The organism is Sphingobium sp. BYY-5 (assembly GCF_022758885.1).
In the GTDB taxonomy this organism is placed as follows: domain Bacteria; phylum Pseudomonadota; class Alphaproteobacteria; order Sphingomonadales; family Sphingomonadaceae; genus Sphingobium.
On record NZ_JALEBH010000001.1, the window covers coordinates 1,776,768 to 1,796,140 of the forward strand.

At 65.4% G+C, this 19,373-nt stretch carries 19 protein-coding genes and 1 tRNA gene; 14 read left to right on the forward strand and 6 right to left on the reverse strand.

The window, feature by feature from the left end; translation table 11 throughout:
• The first annotated feature begins 143 nt into the window (after positions 1–143).
• From MOK15_RS08460 to MOK15_RS08525, 14 genes are all read left to right on the forward strand, one after another.
• Positions 144–1,337 carry a hypothetical protein gene (locus MOK15_RS08460; RefSeq protein ID WP_242931201.1) on the forward strand — a complete coding sequence of 398 codons (1,194 nt, stop codon included), beginning with the start codon at positions 144–146 and terminating at the stop codon, positions 1,335–1,337.
• A 79-nt stretch (positions 1,338–1,416) separates the two neighbouring features.
• Positions 1,417–2,208, forward strand: coding sequence for a polysaccharide biosynthesis/export family protein (locus tag MOK15_RS08465; RefSeq protein ID WP_347567220.1), 792 nt, complete (start codon positions 1,417–1,419; stop codon positions 2,206–2,208).
• Positions 2,205–3,623, forward strand: coding sequence for an ATP-binding protein (locus MOK15_RS08470; protein WP_242931203.1), 1,419 nt, complete (start codon positions 2,205–2,207; stop codon positions 3,621–3,623). The genes MOK15_RS08465 and MOK15_RS08470 overlap by 4 nt, the downstream gene beginning before the upstream one ends.
• On the forward strand, positions 3,620–4,978 hold the full coding sequence (locus MOK15_RS08475) for a GNVR domain-containing protein (protein ID WP_242931204.1): 1,359 nt from the start codon (positions 3,620–3,622) through the stop codon (positions 4,976–4,978). Before MOK15_RS08470 ends, MOK15_RS08475 begins: the two co-directional genes overlap by 4 nt.
• Positions 4,975–5,880, forward strand: a complete 906-nt coding sequence (locus tag MOK15_RS08480) for a capsular biosynthesis protein (RefSeq protein WP_242931205.1) — start codon at positions 4,975–4,977, stop codon at positions 5,878–5,880. Before MOK15_RS08475 ends, MOK15_RS08480 begins: the two co-directional genes overlap by 4 nt.
• Positions 5,877–6,683, forward strand: a complete 807-nt coding sequence (locus MOK15_RS08485; RefSeq protein WP_242931206.1) for a WecB/TagA/CpsF family glycosyltransferase — start codon at positions 5,877–5,879, stop codon at positions 6,681–6,683. The genes MOK15_RS08480 and MOK15_RS08485 overlap by 4 nt, the downstream gene beginning before the upstream one ends.
• Complete coding sequence (locus MOK15_RS08490; protein ID WP_242931207.1) at positions 6,676–7,971, forward strand: polysaccharide biosynthesis protein; 1,296 nt, start codon at positions 6,676–6,678, stop codon at positions 7,969–7,971. The genes MOK15_RS08485 and MOK15_RS08490 overlap by 8 nt, the downstream gene beginning before the upstream one ends.
• A 3-nt stretch (positions 7,972–7,974) precedes the next feature.
• Positions 7,975–9,339 (forward strand): O-antigen ligase, encoded by a 1,365-nt coding sequence (locus tag MOK15_RS08495; protein WP_242931208.1) that lies wholly within the window; start codon positions 7,975–7,977, stop codon positions 9,337–9,339.
• Positions 9,332–10,261, forward strand: coding sequence for a glycosyltransferase family 2 protein (locus MOK15_RS08500; RefSeq protein WP_242931209.1), 930 nt, complete (start codon positions 9,332–9,334; stop codon positions 10,259–10,261). Before MOK15_RS08495 ends, MOK15_RS08500 begins: the two co-directional genes overlap by 8 nt.
• Complete coding sequence (locus tag MOK15_RS08505) at positions 10,258–11,220, forward strand: glycosyltransferase family 2 protein (protein ID WP_242931210.1); 963 nt, start codon at positions 10,258–10,260, stop codon at positions 11,218–11,220. The genes MOK15_RS08500 and MOK15_RS08505 overlap by 4 nt, the downstream gene beginning before the upstream one ends.
• A gap of 5 nt (positions 11,221–11,225) precedes the next feature.
• Positions 11,226–12,185: a glycosyltransferase family 2 protein gene (locus MOK15_RS08510; protein WP_242931211.1), complete on the forward strand. Its 960-nt coding sequence runs from the start codon at positions 11,226–11,228 to the stop codon at positions 12,183–12,185.
• Entirely contained in the window at positions 12,182–13,330 is a 1,149-nt protein-coding gene (locus MOK15_RS08515; protein ID WP_242931212.1) for an endo-1,4-beta-xylanase, read from the forward strand. Before MOK15_RS08510 ends, MOK15_RS08515 begins: the two co-directional genes overlap by 4 nt.
• Positions 13,327–14,409 carry an acyltransferase gene (locus tag MOK15_RS08520; protein WP_242931213.1) on the forward strand — a complete coding sequence of 361 codons (1,083 nt, stop codon included), beginning with the start codon at positions 13,327–13,329 and terminating at the stop codon, positions 14,407–14,409. Before MOK15_RS08515 ends, MOK15_RS08520 begins: the two co-directional genes overlap by 4 nt.
• Positions 14,406–15,326, forward strand: coding sequence for a glycosyltransferase (locus tag MOK15_RS08525; protein ID WP_242931214.1), 921 nt, complete (start codon positions 14,406–14,408; stop codon positions 15,324–15,326). The genes MOK15_RS08520 and MOK15_RS08525 overlap by 4 nt, the downstream gene beginning before the upstream one ends.
• On the opposite strand, the gene MOK15_RS08530 is transcribed toward MOK15_RS08525, so the two are convergent.
• The 6 genes from MOK15_RS08530 to MOK15_RS08555 all read right to left on the reverse strand — a co-directional run bounded on the left by MOK15_RS08530 (position 15,311) and on the right by MOK15_RS08555 (position 19,358).
• Positions 15,311–16,390, reverse strand: coding sequence for a family 16 glycosylhydrolase (locus MOK15_RS08530; RefSeq protein ID WP_242931215.1), 1,080 nt, complete (start codon positions 16,388–16,390; stop codon positions 15,311–15,313). The two genes, MOK15_RS08525 and MOK15_RS08530, sit on opposite strands and share 16 nt — an antisense overlap.
• Positions 16,391–16,875: 485 nt before the next feature.
• A tRNA-Arg gene (locus tag MOK15_RS08535) sits at positions 16,876–16,952 on the reverse strand.
• Positions 16,953–16,986: 34 nt separating this feature from the next.
• Entirely contained in the window at positions 16,987–17,469 is a 483-nt protein-coding gene (locus MOK15_RS08540; protein WP_242931216.1) for a DUF1178 family protein, read from the reverse strand.
• Complete coding sequence (locus MOK15_RS08545) at positions 17,466–18,296, reverse strand: carbon-nitrogen hydrolase family protein (protein ID WP_242932691.1); 831 nt, start codon at positions 18,294–18,296, stop codon at positions 17,466–17,468. The genes MOK15_RS08540 and MOK15_RS08545 overlap by 4 nt, the downstream gene beginning before the upstream one ends.
• 5 nt (positions 18,297–18,301) lie before the next feature.
• The gene (gene grxC, locus MOK15_RS08550) at positions 18,302–18,559 is read right to left on the reverse strand and encodes a glutaredoxin 3 (RefSeq protein ID WP_242931217.1); all 258 of its coding nucleotides are present in this window, start codon (positions 18,557–18,559) and stop codon (positions 18,302–18,304) included.
• Between the two features lie 49 nt (positions 18,560–18,608).
• On the reverse strand, positions 18,609–19,358 hold the full coding sequence (locus MOK15_RS08555; RefSeq protein WP_242931218.1) for a ComF family protein: 750 nt from the start codon (positions 19,356–19,358) through the stop codon (positions 18,609–18,611).
• Positions 19,359–19,373 lie beyond the last annotated feature (15 nt).

Genomic DNA, 19,373 nt, shown 5'->3' on the forward strand with positions numbered 1-19,373 from the left:
GCACGGGATGTAAACGCCGCTAGCATGGCTCTATTGCTGCAACGCAACAAGGGTTTCTGTTTTTGATTGAATTATATCGTCCGCATTTGCGGAGGGGTTTTCGTGCGCCTGGGATAAACGTCAGGCCGCGTCGGCCGTGCTTCATGCGCGCCGCGATCGGTACGGCTGCGCTCCTCGCCGCCACGCCTTTTGCTGCATATGCGCAGGAAGATGGCGCACCCTCCACCCCGCGCCGCGCGACAGAAGATCCGCGCCTGGCCGACTATGGCTTTCATCTGACGGCGGGACTCGATTTCCTCTATGACGACAATGTCTATCGCGTCGACGATGCGGTCGATAATCCGAAAAGCGACCTGATCGTCACGCCATCGATCGAAGCGACCTTCGGCCGGCCGATCGGGCGGCATGACATATTGCTGCGCGGCAAGATCGGCTATGATCGCTTCCTGTCCGAAGAGCAGCGCAGCAAGCTGCGGATCGACACCGAGGCGAAGGCCAATATTCGTTTCGGCGCCACCTGCCTGGTCACGCCACGCGCCTCCTACCTGCAACAGCGCGCCGATTATGGCGACCTCAACAGCGCGACCGAAAATCTCCAGCGCTTCACTTCGTTCGGGGCGAAGTTCACTTGCGAGCGGCCGGGCCTGTTTCCCGTCGCCGCCTACAGCCATGACCTGACGCGCAACGCGAACCGGTTCGACTATGCCGACCAGACCAGCGACAGCTTCCTGGGCGGCGTCGGCTTCAACAAGCCCAGCCTGGGCACGCTCACCGCTTATTATGAGCGGGTCAACAGCAAGCGCGATACGCTGGGGATCGAGAACCGGATCAACAGTTGGGGTCTGCATTTCGAACGATCGGTGTCGCCACTGACCCAGATCGACGCCGACCTGCGCTGGCTGAACGTCGACAGCGATTCCGCGGCAGTCGGCAGCTATGACGGGCTGGGCTGGAAGGTCAGCCTGTCGACCAGCGCCATTCCGCGCCTGAAGCTCACCGCCACGACCCAGCGGGGCATCACCAACGACAGCCTGATCGCCGCCGGATTCGCCATCGAGACCAGCTATCGCGTGCAGGGCGAGTTCGCCATTTCCGAACTGACATCGGCGGGTCTCTATGCCGAATGGGAACGGCGGACGTTCCGGCAGGACGCTGCGCTGCGCCCCTATACGATCACGGCCGACCGCAACCAGCGGCTGGGCGCGATATTGAGCCGCAAATTGTCCGACCGCTTCGCACTGACGCTCGACGCGCAACATTATCGACGCCGGACCGACACCGACATTTCCCAGTTCAGCGGCACGCAAGTGACGCTGGGCGCGACCATGAAATATTGATTCAGCCAGGGAGTCCCGACCTGTGAGAACAGCCAAAACCCTGACCATCCTCCAGGCCGCGATCTTGATCGCGCTACCGGTGGGGGGAGCCATCGCCCAGACAGCAACAGGGCCAGCGGCGGGGCCGACCCCGGCCAGCAGCGCCGTCGCCACCACCGCTGCGCAACAACCTGCGGCCGACGCCGGCTATCTGCTCGGCGCGGACGATGAGGTGAAAATCGCCATCTTCGGCCAGCCGGACCTGTCCACCACCACCCGCGTCAAGGCCGACGGCACCGTCCTGCTCGCACTGATCGGCGCAGTCCGGGCGACCGGCAAGAGTTCGACGCAACTCGCGCAGGACATCGCCAACGGCTATGCCAATGGCGGCTACCTGACCAAGCCGTCGGTCAGCGTCGAAGTCAGCAATTATGTCAGCCGGTTCGTGACCGTGCTGGGCAATGTACCGCAGGCGGGCAATTATCCGCTCGACCGGTCCTATACGGTCGCGTCGATGCTGGCCAAGGCGGGCGGGTCAAGCAAGGACGGCGCCAATGCCGTCATCCTGACTCCAGCCGATGGCGGCGGGCCGGTGCGCATCTCGCTGGCCGACATGTCGGCGGGAGCCAACCGGCCACTCAAGCCAGGCGACATATTGTTCGTGCCCCCGGCCGAGAAAATCTACGTCTACGGCCAGGTGCAGCAGGCAGGCGCTTTCTCCTACGCGCCGGGACAAAGCTTCCGCCAGGCGCTGGCGCTGGCAGGTGGACCGACGTTGGCCGGTTCGACCAAGCGCATCATGGTTCGCCGGGCGGGCAAGGAAATCCAGGCCAATCTGGACGATCCGGTCCAGCCTGAAGACGTCCTCATCATCCGGGAGAAGCTGTTTTGACCGCGATCGATCAAGGATTTTTCGAAGAGCGCCCCGGCCTGCTGAGTCGCTTCTTCTCCTCCGCCCGCGGCAATGCGCAGCGGCGCGACGACCAACCCATCCCCGACGAGGCGGCCCCGCAGCCGGACAGCCGTGCGCTGCCCGGTTTCCGCCACGATCCTTCGGGTGGGGAGGAGGTGCGCGCCCAACCGCTGTCCCTGTCGATCAGCGCCATGGCAGCGCCGATCCGGCCGATCAGCCTGCGCCGCGACAGCATCTATGCCGCCTTCAGCACGGCCATGCCGGTGACGGACCGCCATGGCCTGGCCGGCCGCAACAGCGAGCTGGAAAAGCTGGTCGAGGCGATCGTCGTGCAGCGCAAACATGCCGTGGTGTTCGGCACGCGCGGGTCGGGCAAGACGTCGCTGGCGCGCGTGTTCGGCGACCTGGCCGATGAAGCGGGCTGTATCGCGCTGTACGCTTCGGCGAGCGGGGAATCGGACTTCGACGCGCTGTTCCGTCCTTTCCTGACCGAATTGCCGATGAGCACGGCCGGGCGCGAGCGGTTGCAGACGATGCTGGGCGAGCGGCTGGACGTCGCGCGCCTCGCCGCGCTGCTGGTCGAGGAGGTGCGCGAACGCGCCATCCTCATCATCGACGAATATGACCGGGTTCAGTCCGACAATGCCAAGCTGGACGTCGCGACGCTGCTCAAGCTGCTGACCGACATTCATTCGCCGGTGCAGGTGGTGCTGGTGGGCATTGCCAGCGACATTGACGGGCTGATCGCGGCCCACCCCTCCTTACGCCGCCATCTGGTGCCGCAGCGGGTGATGCCCATCCCCCGCCCCCAGTTGGAACGGCTGCTGGCAAGCTGCGCCGCCAATGCGCGCCTGACGATAGCGGGCGACGCCATGGAGGCGCTGGCGAGCGCAGCCATGGGATCACCCTATCATGCGCGCCTGTTCGGGATGCACGCCGCCCTCATCACGGAGGCGGCGGGACGCGAGCAGGTGACGCTGGCCGACGCAGAACAGGGACTGGCCGATGCGCTGACCGGCTGGGCGGAAATGAGCGACGCCACCCATGCGCTGTTCCGTCGCATCCTGTCGGAAGCGGGCGCCAGCCGCCGCATGATCGGGCTGGCCGCCGTGGTCGGGGCGCAGATGTCGGCCATTTCCTACGAACGGCTGGTGCGCCTGGGTCATGAAGTGCTGGGCGGCGGGTCGATCAACGAAGGCCAGGCGCGCGACGCCATGGCGCGGTTGCAACCCGCGCTGGTCGCCACGCCCAATGGCGAATTGTGGATGTTCGAGGACACGCTGGCCCCGCAATTCCTGCTGTTGATGGCCAAGCAGCCGGTGCCGGCCGCACCGTCCGAAATATCACTGGCCGAAGAAATGCGCACATTGCTGCGAGGAGTAGACGGGCTATGAGCATGAACCCCATCGATTTGCTGGCCGCGCTCCAGGCGCGCTGGCGCATCGCCGCGATGATCGGCGGCATCCTGTTTCTGCTGGTTGCGGCCGCCGCCTTCATGCAGCCGCGCCAATATTTGGGTACGACGTCGCTGCTGCTCGACCTGTCGCAGACCGATCCGACGGATACCAATACGGCGCAGGGCGTGCGGCCGGACACGGATTCCATCCTGGGCACCCAGACCGACATCATCCGCAGCGCCAAGGTCATGAACGCTGTCGCCAAGGAATCGGGCTTCGTCGACGCCCTGCCTGCCGAACTGCCCGCCGACGCCAGGCTGCAACAGGCCGCCACGCAGGTGAGCAAGAACATGATCGTCACCACAGGGCGTCAGAGCAATGTGTTGCAGATACAGTATCTGGACCCCGATCCACAGGTCGCGGCCAAGGTCGCCAATCTGATCGCCAGGACCTACATGCGCGAACAGGTGGAATTGCGGGCGTCCCCGGCGCGCGGATCAGCCAAATGGTTCGACGAGCAGACGGAGGAAGTGCGCCACCGGTACGAGCTGGCGCAGAAGAAGCTGTCCGACTTCCAGCGGGCGCATGACATCATCGGCATCAACCGCATGGACCTTGAAGCCGAGAAGATGAAGAACATGTCCTATCAGTTGACCCAGGCGCAGGCGGAAGCCGCCGCCGCCCGGTCGAAAGCCGGCGCGGGCAGCGTGTCCGACATCGAAGGATCGCTGATCGTCCAGAATTTGCAGGAGCAAGTCGCGGAACAGTCGGCCAAGGTGTCCGAACTGCAAAAGACGCTTGGTCCCAACCACCCGACCATGGCGGCGGCCGATGCCCAGCTATCCGAGCTTCAGTCGAAGCTGGCGGCGGCGCGAGCCAGCCAGGCCGGCGCGGTCAGCGCCAACAGCGTGGCGGCCAACCGGCGTGAGGGCGACCTCAAATCCAACATGGCGGGCCAGGAAGATCGCATGATCCGCATGTCGGGCGTGCAGGACCAGTTGATGGTGCTTCAGCGCGACGTGGATGCCGCGCGACAGACCTATGACACGGTGCGCCAGCGCTTCAACGAAGCGGTGCTCAAGAGCCAGATCTCCCAGCCCAACGCCAGCCCGCTGGACGAGGCGACCGTGCCCCTGCTGCCCGCCAAGCCGAATATCATGCTGTGGCTGGTGGCGGGCATGGCGCTGGGCCTGGTCGGCGGCGTGGCCGCGGTGATCCTGATGGAGATCGTCCATCCCCGTGTCCGTTCCGCCGCCGGCGTCGCCCGTGCCACCGAAGTCGATGTCATCACCGAACTCAAGCCCATCCCGGTTCGGGCCGGCTGGTTCTTCAAGCAGAAAGAGGCCGCATGAGACTGCGTTCCACGGCGGGTGCCCCGCCGCAGTTGACCCCTGGCGGCGTCGCCGCCTCTCGCCCCCGCACCCGCGACAGCAAGGGCTTTGCCCGGCTCGCGGTGGAGCATGGCTTCCTGGCCGAAGCCGATGTCGCGCGGATCGAGGCCCATGCCCGCACCGAAGGCCTAGCGCTGCATGACGCGGCCGTCGACCTGGGGCTGCTGGACAGTGAAGACGCCGCCATGCTGGCCGCGCTGCAGGGCGGTTTCGCCCTGCTACCGGTAGGCGATCCGCGCATCGACCCGCTGGTCGCCGCCGCATTCGACCCGGCCGATCCCTATGCGGTCAAGATCCGCACCATCCGATCCAAGATGCGGGCCATCGCCAGAAATGGCGATCCGGCCGCGCTCAAGCTGGCCGTGCTGTCGATTGAGGCAGGCGACGAAGGCGCGATCATGGCCGCCAACCTTGCCGTCGTCATGGCGCAGATGGACGGGCCGACCATGGCGGTCGATGTCGACATGGACCGCCCCTCGCTCGACCGGCTGTTCCGCGTCGCCAACAAGGCGGGCCTGGCCGAACAACTCATCGGCAGCGCCGCGCTGCTGCCCGCCGCCAAGACCCCGGTCGAAGGGCTGTGGCTGATGACCGCAGGCCGCGCATCGGGCAGCGCATCCAGCCTGGTGACGCGCGGGCCGCTGGCTGAAACCGCCAGTGGCTGGGGCCTCAAGGACATGACGATGCTTTTCTACCTGGCCCAGCGCAAGGGCGAGCAGACGCCCTATGGCAGCATCCTCTCCGGCTTCGACGCGGTGACTTTGATCGTGCGGCGCGGGGACACCGCCATCGCCGACATGCGCCGCGTCATCGACGATCTCGACCGCCATAGCGTGCCTATCGCCGGGACGGTGATCGCATGAACGACCTGACTGTTGGCAATCCGCTGCCCTGGCCCGAAGGGGCGCGGCCGGAACCCTTCGTCGCGCATGTGGGCGGCATCCCTGTTTCGACCCTGTCGCTCCAGGGCCTGATCGACAAGATGGTGCTGGAAGCGCCGCTGCGCCGGTCGCTCGACCAGCCTGCCTGGCTGGTGTTCGACTGCAACGGCCAGGGCCTGTCGATGAATGCCAGCGACCCGGCCTTCCGCGCCGACCTGGCGCAGGCGGACCTGATCCATGCCGACGGACAGGTCGTGGTGGCAGCATCGCGCTGGCTCAAGGGGCCGGTGATCGCCGACCGGTCGAGCACCACCGACATGTTCATCGACAGTCTGAAACCGGCGGCAGCTTCGGGCGCCCGCTATTATCTGCTGGGCGGCACGGAGGCGGTGAACGCCGAATGCGCGCAGCGGATCACCGCCATGGCGCCGGGGCTGCAACTGGCCGGGCGGCGCAACGGTTATTGGACGACCCAGGACGAGGATGCGGTGATCGACGCGATCAACGCGGCCGCGCCGGATGTGCTGTGGGTCGGCACCGGCAAGCCGCGCGAGCAGGCCTTCTGCGTGCGCAATCGCCACCGCATCAAGGCGGGGTGGATCGTCACTTGCGGCGGGCTGTTCAACTATGTGACCGGCGATTATCCGCGCGCGCCGATGTGGATGCAGAAATCCGGGCTGGAATGGCTGCACCGCATGGTGACACGCCCGCGCCAGCTTGCCTGGCGCTACCTCACCACCAATCCCCATGCGCTCTGGCTGATCTGGAAACATCGCCATGGCTGAAGCCCAGATCGCTGAAGATCGCCCGGCGGCGGGCCGGATCCAGCGTCTGGGCAGCGTGCTCGGCCGCTTCGGTCTGGCCAGCCTGTCGTCAGCGATCGTGTCGGTCAGTCATCTGGCCGTCCAGCTTTTCTCCATTCACCATCTGGGGACAACGGCGATCGGTACGCTGGCGTTCCTGCTGGTCATCATCCAGTTCGGTTACAGCCTGTCCAACGCGCTGGTGTCCACGCCCTATACGATCGCCGTCAACCAGGGCGAGGATGCGGATGCGCGCCGCTTCGACTTCTTCTTTCCGGTCAATCTGCTGCTGGCGGCGAGCCAGGGGCTGATCTGCGCCGCCATCGCCTGGGCCACCGCCTCTCCCCTTGCAGCCTTGCTGTTCGGGCTGGCGGGCACATTTTCGCTGATCCGCTGGTTCGGCCGGTCCAACGCCTATGCCCATCACGCGCCGATGCGCGCGGCGCGATCCGATCTTGCCTATGCTGGAACGATCATCATCGGGCTGATCGTCGCGATGCGCACCGGGGCCAGCCTGCCAGCCATCGGCGCGATGCTGGTGGCGGCCAGCCTGATCGGGATGCTGCCCTTCGGCCTTGCCTTCCTGCGCCGCCATGGCGCGATGAGTCCGGGCCGCGCGCTCAGCGCCTATCGCCCGGTATGGCGCGAACAATCCGCCTGGACGCTGGTGGGCGTGCTGTCGACCGAGGCGACCTCCAATTCGCACAGTTATATCGTGACGTTGCTCGCCGGCCCGACCGCCTTCGCTCCGATCGCGGTGGGTATGTTGTTCTTCCGCCCGGTCAATGTCTGCATCACCGCACTGACCCAGTTGGAACGGCCGCGCATGACCCGCGCCGTAGCGCGCGGCGATCATGACGCGGCGATCAAGTCCGAACGCATGTTCCTGGCCGCGCTGATCCTGCTCTGGCTGGGCACCTGCGTTGTGGCGGCGATCGTTCTGGAAGTCTTTCCCGGCCTGATCCTCAAGCCCACGCTCGACCATCGCGCTGTCATCATCGCGGTAGCATTGTGCGCCCTGCTCTCGCTGGTCCAATGCGTGCAGACGCCGATGAGCGTGATGACGCAGGCGCGCCGCGCCTTCCGCCCGCTGGCCGCGCAGAGCCTGCGCAGTTGCGGCGTCGGCGTCGTCGCGGTGACGCTGCTGATCGTTCTGGGCGCCGATCCGGTGCTGTCGATCGGCGGCGTGGTGCTTTCACAGCTTGTGATGATGCTCGGCATCTGGCGGCTCGACCGCCAGTGGCGCCGGACCCAGCGGGTGGAGGGCTGATCCATGGCCACAAGCTGGCACCGCATCGGCTACGCGCCCGCCGCCACATCAACGGACAATGGAAGCGAACGCCTGGTCTGGGTCGCGCAGATCTTCTACTTCATCTTCCTGATGCTGGTCTTCATCGGCCAGCAACCCTTCGCCACGCGCACGCAGGACGAACTGGTGGCGATGGCGCAGGACAGCGACGGCTCGGACATCTTCAAGCAAGCGCTGTTCATCGGCTTCGCGCTACTGCTGACGGCGGTGCAGATCCTGCGCAAACAACCGCTGCGGTATAAATTCAGCTTCTGGCCACTGGCCGTCATGCTGGTCTGGTTCTTCATCACCTGCGCCTGGGGCGTCGATCCCTTCGTATCGTTCAAGCGGGCGATGCAGCAGTTGATCGTGATCTACATCACCTTCTGCGCCCTGTCCCTGATCGGGCCGCAGCGACTGTTCGACGCGCTGCGGGCGGCGCTGATCACATCGCTGCTCATCTGCTGGATTTCGTTGCCGTTGACGTCGGCCGCCGTCCACCCCCCGACCGAAAGCGACAAGGCGCTGATCGGCGCGTGGCGCGGCTTTTTCTTCCACAAGAATATCGCGGGCGCCGTCATGGCGCTGACCTTCATCGTCTGCGGCAATGCGTGGATCGACCGGCGGAAATATTATTATGCGCTCTTTGCCGTCATGGCCTTCGTCTTCGTGATCGGGACGAAGAGCAAAACGTCGCTGGCATTGTGCGTGGGCATGTTGGCGATCAGCAACGTCTATCGCGCGCTCAGCGGCAATACGCAGAAGCGCGCTATCCTGCTGCTGATGCTGGCCTTCGGCATGGTCGGCTTCCTGGGGCTGTACGTCGCCTATCAGCCGACGATCGAGCGGCTGTTCGCCGATCCCACCGCCTTTACCGGGCGCGTGTCGATCTGGCGCGTGGTGTTCGACTATCTGGCCGATCACCCGTTCCTGGGCGCCGGTTTCGGCGGCTTCTGGCAGGTCGGCGCCCAATCGCCCGCGCATGATTATCTGAACCAGGCATTCCAGATGCTGACTGCCCATTCGCATAATGGCTATCTGGAAATCTGGGTCACGACCGGGCCGCTCGGCCTCATCATGCTGCTGATAAGCTTCCTTGCCCTGCCGGCCTACTGGTTCCTGACGGGGTCCACCCGCGAGAACCAGCATCTGATGGTGCCGGCCTTCGCCATATGGGTTTTCGTCATGTACCAGAATCTGCTGGAAACCTCCTTCTTCGACAAGGATCGCCAGGTCTGGGTGATCTTCCTCGCGGCTGTCGCGACCGCGCACGCCACCTTCAAGGCGCGGCCCCAGACCGCCTGGAACCGGCGTTATCTCTCACGCAATGAGGAGGCCACCCATGGATAAAATCCTCATCGGCATCGCGACCTGCAACCGGCCCCAGGGATTGCTGCGCACGCTCGAATCCATCGCACGGCAGGACAGCAGGCTCCAATTGGAGATACTGATCGCGGACAATGACGCCTCCCGCCAGGAAGGCATGGCCGTGGTCGAACGGGTCGCGACTCAGGGCTATCGCTGGCCGATCCGCGCCATATTGGTCGAGGAACGCGGCATACCGCGCGTCCGCAACGCGCTGGTCGCGCAGGCCCTTGGCGATCCGGCCGTGACGCATCTTGCCATGCTGGACGATGACGAGGCGGCCTCCCCCCGCTGGATCGAGGCGATGGTCGCCACCGCCCGGCAATGGAATGCCGATGTGGTCGGCGGCGCGGTGCTGCGGGAAATGGACGCGCCCGTCCCCGCCTGGGCCGCACCCCATCCCCTGCTCCAGCCCAAGAAGCGCGGCCAGTCCGGACCGGTCGAACTGGTCGACAGCACCGCCAATGTCCTGATCGCCGCCCCGGCGCTACGTGCCATGGGGGCCGCCCCCTTCGACGAGCGCATGGCGCTGACCGGTGGGTCGGACAAGCAGCTTTTTTCCCGGATGCAACGGGCCGGCCACCGTTTCGCCTGGTCGGAGGAGGCGGTCGTCACCGAGCTGATCCCCGCCAGCCGGGTGACGGCGAAATGGCTGCTGATGCGCGGCTATCGTATCGGCATGACCGACATGATGGTCGAACGCTTTCACAAAGGGCGGGTGCGCGCGCTGCTGGGCGAAACGCCACGCATCCTGGGCGGCGCGGCCTCCGGCGCGCTGGGCGCTGTGCTCACGCTCGACCGGGGCAAACGGGTTCAACGGCTTGGCCGTCTCTATCGCGCGGCCGGCAAGATCGCCGGCCTCGCTGGCTTTCATTATGAGGAATATCGAAAGGTGCATGGCGCATGAGCGATGCGGCGCATCCGGGCGACCGCCCCTTCTTCTCCATCGTCATCCCGCTCTATAACCGGGCGGCGATCGTCGGCGACACGATCCGGTCGGTGCTGGCGCAGGATTGGCAGGATTTCGAGATCGTCGTGATCGACGACGGGTCGAAAGACGATCCCCGCCCGGTGATCGACGCGATCGGCGACCCGCGTATACGCTATATCCGGCAGGACAATGCCGGCGGCGGCGCGGCGCGCAACCATGGCATATTGGCGGCGGACGGCCGGTATATCGCCTTTCTCGATTCCGACGATCTGTTCCTGCCCGGCAAGCTGTCGATCATGGCGCAGGCGCTGGCGAGCGACGACGGACGCGCCGTGCTCTATTCGCGGATGCGGGTGGACCGGGGCGTCGACCGCTACTGGATACGGCCCGACCGCGGCATTCGCGAGGGCGAGGATGTCGGCGAATATCTGTTCTGCGCCAACCAGTTCATACAGACATCGACCATGGTCGTGCCCACCGGCATGGCGCGGCAGGTGCTGTTCGACCCGGCGCTGAAGAAGGGGCAGGATCTCGACTTCTGCGTCCGGTTGCAGGGGGCGGGTGCACGTTTCCGCATGATCGACCAGCCGCTCACCGTCTGGCTCGACGCGACGGAGGCGGGACGGACATCCTATGTGAAGGGTTATGAAACCTCGCTCGACTGGCTGAACCGGTGCGGCCATATGCTGACGCCGCGTGCGCGGCGCGGCTATCGCGCGACGGTGCTGGCCTATCATATGGCGCCGATCCGGCCCGTGATGGCGATCCGCGACCTTGTGGTGGGGCTAGTCGCAGGCGGCGTGCCGCCCAAGATCATCGCCCGGCAGGTGCTGCGATCCTATCTGCCCAAGCCGCTCTACCGATCGCTGGTCAATCGGTTCGTGCTGCATTTCGGCAGGGCGGAATCCACCCGCCGCCCCCCGCAGCCCTCATGAAGCTGATGGATATCGCTCCTACCCGCACCGGCACCACGGCCACGCCGATCTTTTCGGTCGTCATTCCCAGCTATCAGCGGCGGGAGGCGACCGTCGCCGCCGTCATTTCCGCGCTGGAACAGAGCATTGCGGAAATCGAGGTGATCGTCGTCGTCGATGGATCGACCGACGAGACCGACGTCGCGCTACGCGGCATCGACGATCCCCGGCTGACCGTGATCGTCCAGTCCAATCGCGGCGCGGCGGCGGCGCGCAACACCGGCGTCGACCATGCGCGCGGCCTCTATATCGCCTTCCTGGACTGCGACGACCTGTTCCTGCCGCATCATCTGTCGGACCTGCTGGTGTTGTTGCAGCATGGGGAGGATGTGGTCGCCTATGGCCAAGTCGTCGCCGACCGGGGCGCCGGACGCCATTTCCTCAAGCCCCCCCGCGCCATAGCAAGCGGCGAGGCGATGGACCGCTATCTGATGTGCGAGCGCGGCTTCATCCAGACCAGCAGCATGGCGCTCAGCCGTGCGCTGGCCCTGAAGGTCCGCTATCGCGAGGATGTAGGCTTTGGCGACGATACCGATTTCGCGCTGCGCCTGTCACTGGCGGGCGGGCGCTTCCTGATGACGGAGCGGCCCGGCACCATCTGGACCGACCGGCAGACCGGCGACCGGCTGTCCCAGGTACGCGACAATGTCGGCAATTTGGTCTGGCTGCGCGACCTGCGCCCCCATATCTCACCCCAGGCCTTTTCCGCCTATATGGGCTGGCACGCGGCCAAGAGCATCTGGCCCACCAGCCGCCGCCAGGCGATGCGCTATTATTTCAGCGCCCTCTGCCGGGGGGCGTTCGGGCCGCGCCTGGCCGCGACCATCCTGCTCCAGATCGTCATGCCCGATCCGGTTTATCGCCGCATGTCGGATCGCTGGATCGACTTTTCCCACATGCTCGCAGGCAAAGGACAACGACTATGAGAAGGCGTGAATTTCTGGCCGGGTCATTGGCCCTCTCCGCCTGCGCGCCAATGCCGAAAAGCTACGCGCGTGACGACATGGCCAGCGAAAGCCTCTCCGGCTGCGCCCGCCGATCGGGCCGCTGGTACGGCGCGGCGGTCAAGTCCCGCCTGCTGCGCGAGGATGCGGATTTCACCGCGGCTGTCGTGCGCGACTGCGACATGCTGGTCGAGGAATATGAACTGAAACGCGGCACGACCGAACCCAGGCCCGGCCAATATGACTTTAGCGGCGCCGACCAGATCATCGCCTTCGCGCAGGAGCACAAGATGCGCGCGCGGGGCCATGCGCTGGTCTGGTACGCCGCCCAGCCGCCGTGGCTGGAGCCGGCATTGCAGGCGGCGCCCGGCCCGGAACGGCAAAGGCTGATGACCAGCTATATCGACGCCGCCATGCCCCGCTATGCCGGGAAGATCGCCGAGTGGGACGTGGTCAACGAAGCGCTGGAACCCAATCAGGGCCGCGCGGACGGGATGCGGCAGGACAGCATGTGGATGCAGGCGATGGGCGAGGACTATATCGACATCGCCTTTCACCATGCGCGTGAGACGGACCCGAACGCTATGCTATTCCTCACCGATTTCGGCCTGGAGCATGATTCGCCGCGCTGCGAACGGCGGCGCACCGCGATGCTCAAGCTGCTGGACCGGTTGATGGCCCGCAACGTGCCGGTCGATGCGATCGGGATACAAGGGCATCTCAAACCCTTCAAGGAAGGATTCAGCCAGGAGGTTTTCGCCAAATTCCTGAAACAGCTCAGCGACTACGGCCTGGCGCTGTCGATCACCGAATTCGATGTCGCCGACCGGGGCGGGCCGCCCAATCCGGACAAGCGCGACCAGGACGTCGCCGCCGTCGCCAAGGCCTTCCTGGATGTCGCCTTCGACAATCCGGCGACGCAGGCGCTGCTTAGCTGGGGGCTGTCGGACCGCTATAGCTGGCTGTCCAACTTCCCCGAATATAAATGGCCCGACGGGCAATTGTCGCGCGGCCTGCCGCTGGACGACAAGATGCATCGCAAGCCGCTCTGGGACGCGATCGCCGCCGCCTTCGACGCCGCCCCCGCCGCGCAACATATGGCCGGTCTCAGGAGGCGCGATTCATGAGGATATCCTCGCTTACGGGCCTGCGCGGCGTGGCGGCGGTATCGGTGCTGCTCTACCACATCCCACATAATCCCGCCTTTTCCGGCTTCGCCATCCCGCTCTTTTCGCGCTCCTATCTGGCGGTCGACCTGTTCTTCATCCTCAGCGGCTTCGTCATTTCGCTGGGCTATCATGAGCGGGTGATGGGCCGGCCCGGCTGGGCCAGCTATGCCGACTTCCTGGTCAACCGCATGGCTCGCGTCTGGCCGCTGCATCTGGTGGTAACGCTGGTGTTCATGGCGCGCCACCTGCTCAACATATCGGGCAACCAGGCGATCGACCTCAACGCCGCCAATGTCGTCAGCAACCTGTTGATGGTGCAAAGCTGGGGCTGGGGCACGGAGCCGATCGCGGGCAATAGCTGGTCGGTCAGCACGGAGGTGGCGGCCTATCTGCTCTACCCCCTGATCGCCCTCTTCGCCTTTTCCCGCTGGGCCTGGGTGCAGGGCATTGCCGCCGTCGCGCTGCTGGCGCTGGTGGCGGCGTCGGGGCGCGGGTCGAGCGGACCGCTCGACGTCAATGACAGCGACACGGTGCTGACCTTGTTGCGCTGCCTTGCCGGCTTTTCGATGGGCGTGCTTGCCTATCGTGTCGCCGACCGCCGCTGGTGCCGGGCGCTGATCGACCGGCCGGGCGGCTTCGCGGCGGTCTGCGCCGTGATGGCGCTAGCGCTCTGGCTGCCGGGCAAGATCGACCTGCTCGTGGTCTGCCTGATGCCCGCGCTGGTGCTGAGCTGCTATTATAACGGCCCGGTGGTGCGCGCGGTCATGTCCAACCCGGTCAGCTTCCACCTGGGCCTCATCAGCTATTCCATCTATCTGTGGCATCCGCTGGTGCGCGATGTGATGGCGCGGGTCATGACCATGGCCCATCGGCACGGCATCACCGGCATGGACGGGCTGTTCATCGCCGCGATGCTGGTCGCGACCTGGCTGCTCTGCTGGGCGAGCTATGCGCTGGTCGAGGTTCGTGGACACCGTCTGGTCAAATGGCTGCAACAGGGTGGACGCCAGCGCGACGGCAGGCAGGCGACCGCATGAATGCAGCGGGCAAGCCGATCTGGATCGCGATTCCGACCTTCCGCCGGCCCGAACAATTGCGGCATTTGCTGGAGACATTGCCGGGGGCCGTCGCCGGGCATGACGTGATGCTGCTGGTCGCCGACAATGATCCCGCCCGGCAGGAGGGCGCGGCCGTCGCGCAGGAATTGATCCGGTCGGGCTATGACCTGCCGATGCTGCTGCTGCCCGTGCCGGAGCCGGGCCTGTGCGCCGTGCGCAATGCCATCGTGGCGGCTGCGCTCGGCGATCCGGCGATGCGCTTCCTCGCCATGATCGATGACGACGAATGGCCCCAGCCCGGCTGGCTCGACGCGCTGCTCGCCTGCCAGGCGACCATCAACGCGGATGTCGTCGCCGGCCCGGTCGATTCGATGTTCGTCGGCCCCGCGCCGCGCTGGGCAAGGCAGACTTTGGTGTTCCGCGCGGAGGAACGGCCCGCTGGCGCGACCGACATGCTGTGGGCCAGCAACAATCTGCTGATCCGCCGCCGCGCGCTGGAGATGCTGGAGCAGCCCTGGTTCGATCCCCGCTTCAACCGCAGCGGGGGCGAGGATCTCGACTATCTGGCCCGGTTGTCGCGGGCCGGCGCGCGTTTCGGCTGGGCGCCCGACGCGCGGGTCAGCGAATGGGTGCCGCCCGAACGCGCGCGCCTGTCCTGGGTGCTCCGGCGCATGTGGCGCATCGGCTGCACCGAAACCATGGCCCGGCGCAAGGAAACGCCCATGCCGCTGCTGCTGATCCGCTCCATCGGCATATTGGCGGTGCGCACGGCCGGCCTGGCCGCCCTCCTCCTGCCCGGCGCGCGTCGGGTCGACATCGCCGGGCAGTGGATCAAGAGCTGGGGCCGCCTCTACGCGCTCGCGGGCGGCGCGCAGAAGGCTTATGGCGCGCTATAGATCTTGAAGCTGCGGATAATCATGTCGCCCGATCCGTCGGCATAGGCGCCGTCGGTCTTCACCGCGACATCCATGATCGGGTAGAAGCGGAAACCCTGGAAGGGGTTGACCGACTGGTAGGTTTCCACCCCGTCCACGAACCAGGTGATATAGTCGCGCTGGATATCGACGGCGAATTTGTGGAAATCCTGCGAATAGCCGCTAAGGCCATAGGCCTGCTCGCTCTGGATCACGACCCCGCGCGAAGCATAGCGCGTACTGTTCTCGCCGATATGAATGGTATGGGAGATATGCCGGTCGAAATCCCAATAGCTCTGATAACCAAAGCCCTCATAAATATCGATTTCGGGCGGCCAGCCGCTGGTCGAAATCAGCCAAAATGCGGGCCACGACCCACGCCGATTGGGCATTTTCGCTTCCCATTCATATTGGCCATAGCCAATCTGCGTATCGGTGAAATTGCGCCCGTCCAGCACCGAAGCGCCATAATTCCAGGTCTGCCCTTCATAGCTGATCGGCGTCGCCAGCTTCTGCGTGTGCAGCACCAACCCCTTAGGCCCCCAATAGACCGGCCCTTCGATGCCGGGCCAGAGCGAGGAATCGACATAGAGGCCGGTTTCCTCATTGGCGATTTGCGTGCGGCCATGAGACAGCGACGTCGCCCAGCGGTTCCAGCCGCCATCCGGCGATCGCTTGTGCGTGTCTTTGAGCAGTTCGAACTGAAGCGTGCCCGTGGGCGTGAAGGTTCGCGCCTCGCGGAAGGTGCCGGTGGCCTTCTCCGTCGCCGGCGTCGTGCTGGATGCGGTGACACTCGCCGTCGACTGCCCCTGCAATCCGCCCCAGGGCGCTTCGCGCAGCTTGAGCTGGAAATTCTGCCCCTCGGTCGCTCCGATGATCGGCACCTCGACCGTCTGTTCCAGCGGATCGCCGGGCCGGAAGATCACTACCGTGTCGACCGTCTGGTAATTATAACCCGACAAGGCGCGCAGCGCGCCCGATCCGTTCACCGTTATGACCCGCGCAATCACCGTATTGGGCGTCGGCTGGTTCAGTGTGACGGGCACATAAGCCGTACCGCTGCCGGGCTGGAAGACGGCGTCACCCAGCGACAGGGTCGCCTTGTCCGGCAGTTTCGTGCCGTTCCCGAAGTCGAACGTCGAGAAGTCGTTCGCCGACGCCGTGGCGCTGCTGGACGATGCCGTGGTGCTGGTCGACGTCGATGAAGTCGACGTCTGACTGCTGTCCGTAGAACTGCTCGTACTCGTATCCGATGCCGGATCCGAGGATAATATAGTGGCCGCCCCTGCCGCAAAAATGCAGCACAGGGCTAGCCCGGCTCCCAACCAGGAGCCAGTTCGAATGGCGACCATTGTTCTCCCCCATGTTTGTGAGCCTCAAGGGTCGTTCATGAAGGTTAACAAATACTTCCACAGGTCAACCGCTTATCGCGTTCTATTGCCTCTTTCGCGATGAACTGTGCGGTGCAGCAAAAAAGGCCGCCAGGCCACAAATGGGTCTGACGCATAAAATTCGAAAAATGATCGGGAAATGGTGCACCCAACTGGATTCGAACCAGTGGCCCCCAGATTAGGAATCTGGTGCTCTATCCTGCTGAGCTATGGGTGCCCGGCGACGGCTCTATTGCGCCTCGGCCGCTCGGTCAATTCTTGGCGTGCGGCGGGATGACGGGAAAAGGCAGGGGCGCCACCTCCACCCCCTCGGCGATCAGCGCCTTGGCTTCCGCCGGCGCAACCTCGCCATGGATGCTGGCGCGATCCTGTTCGCCATAATGCATCGCCCGCGCCTGTTCGGCGAAACCGCGACCAACCCAGGTGGACCCTTCCAGTGCCTTGCTCTGCGCCTGCCCCAGGGCTTCGACCAGCGCCTGCATCTTCGCCTGGTCGACACCGCTCATCGCCGGCATGACCGGTCCCTCGGACGGGACATCTCGGACAGAAGGCGCACGGCTGTTGCCCTTCGCCCCGATGGCGGGCGCCATCACCGCCTTGGCCACATTCCCATCGCCGCACATCGGACAGGCGATCAGCCCGCGCGCCTGCTGCGCCTCAAAGTCGGCGCTGGACCCGAACCAGGCCTCGAACACATGGCCATGGCTTTCGCATTTAAGGTCGAACACGATCACGAAACAGTCACGTCCTTCGGTATCATACGGCGGTTGGCGAGCGCGGGCACGCGCCCGCGCACATCCCCTATGCGCGTCAGGTCGATATCCGCAAGCCCCAGTCCGGCTTCCCCGCCCATGTCGAGCAGCACTTCGCCCCAGGGATCGATCACCACGCTATGGCCGTAGGTAGTGCGGCCGTCTTCATGATGCCCGGTCTGCGCCGTCGCGATCATGAAGCAGCCTGCCTCGATCGCGCGCGCGCGCAGCAGCACATGCCAGTGCGCCTGCCCCGTCGGCACGGTGAAGGCCGCCGGCGCGAGCAATATCGTCGCACCCGCATTGCTCAGCGCCCGATAGAGATCAGGAAAGCGCATATCATAGCAGATGGAAAAACCCATTCGCCCCCAGGGCGTATCGGCCACCACCACCTGTTCCCCCGGCCCATAGACCGAAGATTCACGCCAGCTTTCCCCGGTGGCGAGGTCGACGTCGAACAGGTGGATCTTGTCATAGCGCGCCCGAATCGCGCCACTGTCGTCGATCAGGAAACTGCGATTGGCCCAGCGTCCGTCAACCCGCTCGCCCTTCAGCGGCAGCGATCCGATATGCACCCATAGCCCTTCGCGCGCCGCCGCTTCGCGCACGGCGGCCAGCACGGTATCCTCCGCCTCCGGCCGCAACGTCTCCGCCGCGCGCGCGCGGTCACGATCCAGACAGCCCGCCATTTCGGGGGTGAAGAGCATATCCGCCCCCTCCCCCTTCGCCCGTTTCACCATCTCGACCATGGCGGCAGCGTTGGCGGCAGGATCGATCCCGCTGGTCATCTGGAACAGGGCGACGCGCATCCCGCTCATAGCCCCAGCATCGCGTCCAGCTTGCCATCGCGGTTCAGCGCCGACAGGTCGTCGCTGCCGCCGACATGGCTGCCGTCGATGAATATCTGCGGCACGGTCGTTCCGCCATGGGCGCGGTCCAGCATCTCGTCGCGCTTCGGCCCGCCCATGGTGATGTCATATTCCTCGAACGCGATGCCCTTGCTCTCCAGCAACGCCTTTGCCCGCGCGCAATAGCCGCACCAAGCCTTGGTATAGATTTCGACTTTCGCCATGATGATATGAGGCTCCTTTCCCCTGAAATTGGGGGAATGCGTCGCTTTGTCAATCGGCCCCGTCGCGAGGCAACGCCCGCGCCCAGCAGAGTAGCCGCACCTCCGCCGCCCCGCCGCGCTTCAACACCCGGACACAGGCCGCCGCCGTCGCGCCGCTGGTATGCACATCGTCGATCAGCAGCACCCGTCGCCCCTTCATCCCATGTGCCTGCCGCAAGGCGAAGGCGCCGCGCACCGCCTTCGCCCGCTGCGCCGGGTTCATGCCCCGCAGCGGCATAGTGCGTTTCACCCGCTGCAACGCCCGCTTTTCGACCGGCCATCCGGTCAATTTGCCAAGATGATCGGCGATCAGCGCCGACTGGTTGAAGCCCCGGTTCCACAATCGCCAGCGGTGCAGCGGCACCGGCACGATCAACGGGGCGTCCTCCCCCGCCTCCCCCACATGGCGCAGCATCTGCCGCGCGACCAGTCGCGCCAGACCGATGCGTCGCCCATATTTGAGCCGTAGCGCCACTGTCCGCGCCACATCGCCATAGGCCAGCACCGCCCGTGCGCTGTCCCAGGGCGGCGGCGCGGCAAGACAGGCGCCACACTCCGCCCCCGCCCCCATCTCATGCGGGAAAGGCACGCCGCAGCGCGCGCAGCATGGCTCGCCCAGAAATTCCATCCCGCTCCAGCAAGGCAGGCAAAAGGCGAAATCCTCCGCCACATGTCCACCGCAACCGGGGCAGCGCGGCGGCAGCGCATAATCGACGACCGGGCGAACTACGCCCTTGAGAAGCGGGAGGAGCGACATCATCTGCCTTGTCCGCGC

Excerpts from the sequence above, each read along its gene's own strand:
- MOK15_RS08460 (WP_242931201.1), top strand. The coding sequence starts at position 144 with ATGCGCGCCGCGATCGGTACGGCTGCGCTCCTCGCCGCCACGCCTTTT.
- MOK15_RS08475 (WP_242931204.1), top strand. The coding sequence starts at position 3,620 with ATGAGCATGAACCCCATCGATTTGCTGGCCGCGCTCCAGGCGCGCTGG.
- MOK15_RS08480 (WP_242931205.1), top strand. The coding sequence starts at position 4,975 with ATGAGACTGCGTTCCACGGCGGGTGCCCCGCCGCAGTTGACCCCTGGC.
- MOK15_RS08485 (WP_242931206.1), top strand. The coding sequence starts at position 5,877 with ATGAACGACCTGACTGTTGGCAATCCGCTGCCCTGGCCCGAAGGGGCG.
- MOK15_RS08490 (WP_242931207.1), top strand. The coding sequence starts at position 6,676 with ATGGCTGAAGCCCAGATCGCTGAAGATCGCCCGGCGGCGGGCCGGATC.
- MOK15_RS08495 (WP_242931208.1), top strand. The coding sequence starts at position 7,975 with ATGGCCACAAGCTGGCACCGCATCGGCTACGCGCCCGCCGCCACATCA.
- MOK15_RS08500 (WP_242931209.1), top strand. The coding sequence starts at position 9,332 with ATGGATAAAATCCTCATCGGCATCGCGACCTGCAACCGGCCCCAGGGA.
- MOK15_RS08505 (WP_242931210.1), top strand. The coding sequence starts at position 10,258 with ATGAGCGATGCGGCGCATCCGGGCGACCGCCCCTTCTTCTCCATCGTC.
- MOK15_RS08510 (WP_242931211.1), top strand. The coding sequence starts at position 11,226 with ATGGATATCGCTCCTACCCGCACCGGCACCACGGCCACGCCGATCTTT.
- MOK15_RS08515 (WP_242931212.1), top strand. The coding sequence starts at position 12,182 with ATGAGAAGGCGTGAATTTCTGGCCGGGTCATTGGCCCTCTCCGCCTGC.
- MOK15_RS08520 (WP_242931213.1), top strand. The coding sequence starts at position 13,327 with ATGAGGATATCCTCGCTTACGGGCCTGCGCGGCGTGGCGGCGGTATCG.
- MOK15_RS08525 (WP_242931214.1), top strand. The coding sequence starts at position 14,406 with ATGAATGCAGCGGGCAAGCCGATCTGGATCGCGATTCCGACCTTCCGC.
- MOK15_RS08545 (WP_242932691.1), bottom strand. The coding sequence starts at position 18,296 with ATGCGCGTCGCCCTGTTCCAGATGACCAGCGGGATCGATCCTGCCGCC.
- grxC (WP_242931217.1), bottom strand. The coding sequence starts at position 18,559 with ATGGCGAAAGTCGAAATCTATACCAAGGCTTGGTGCGGCTATTGCGCG.
- MOK15_RS08555 (WP_242931218.1), bottom strand. The coding sequence starts at position 19,358 with ATGATGTCGCTCCTCCCGCTTCTCAAGGGCGTAGTTCGCCCGGTCGTC.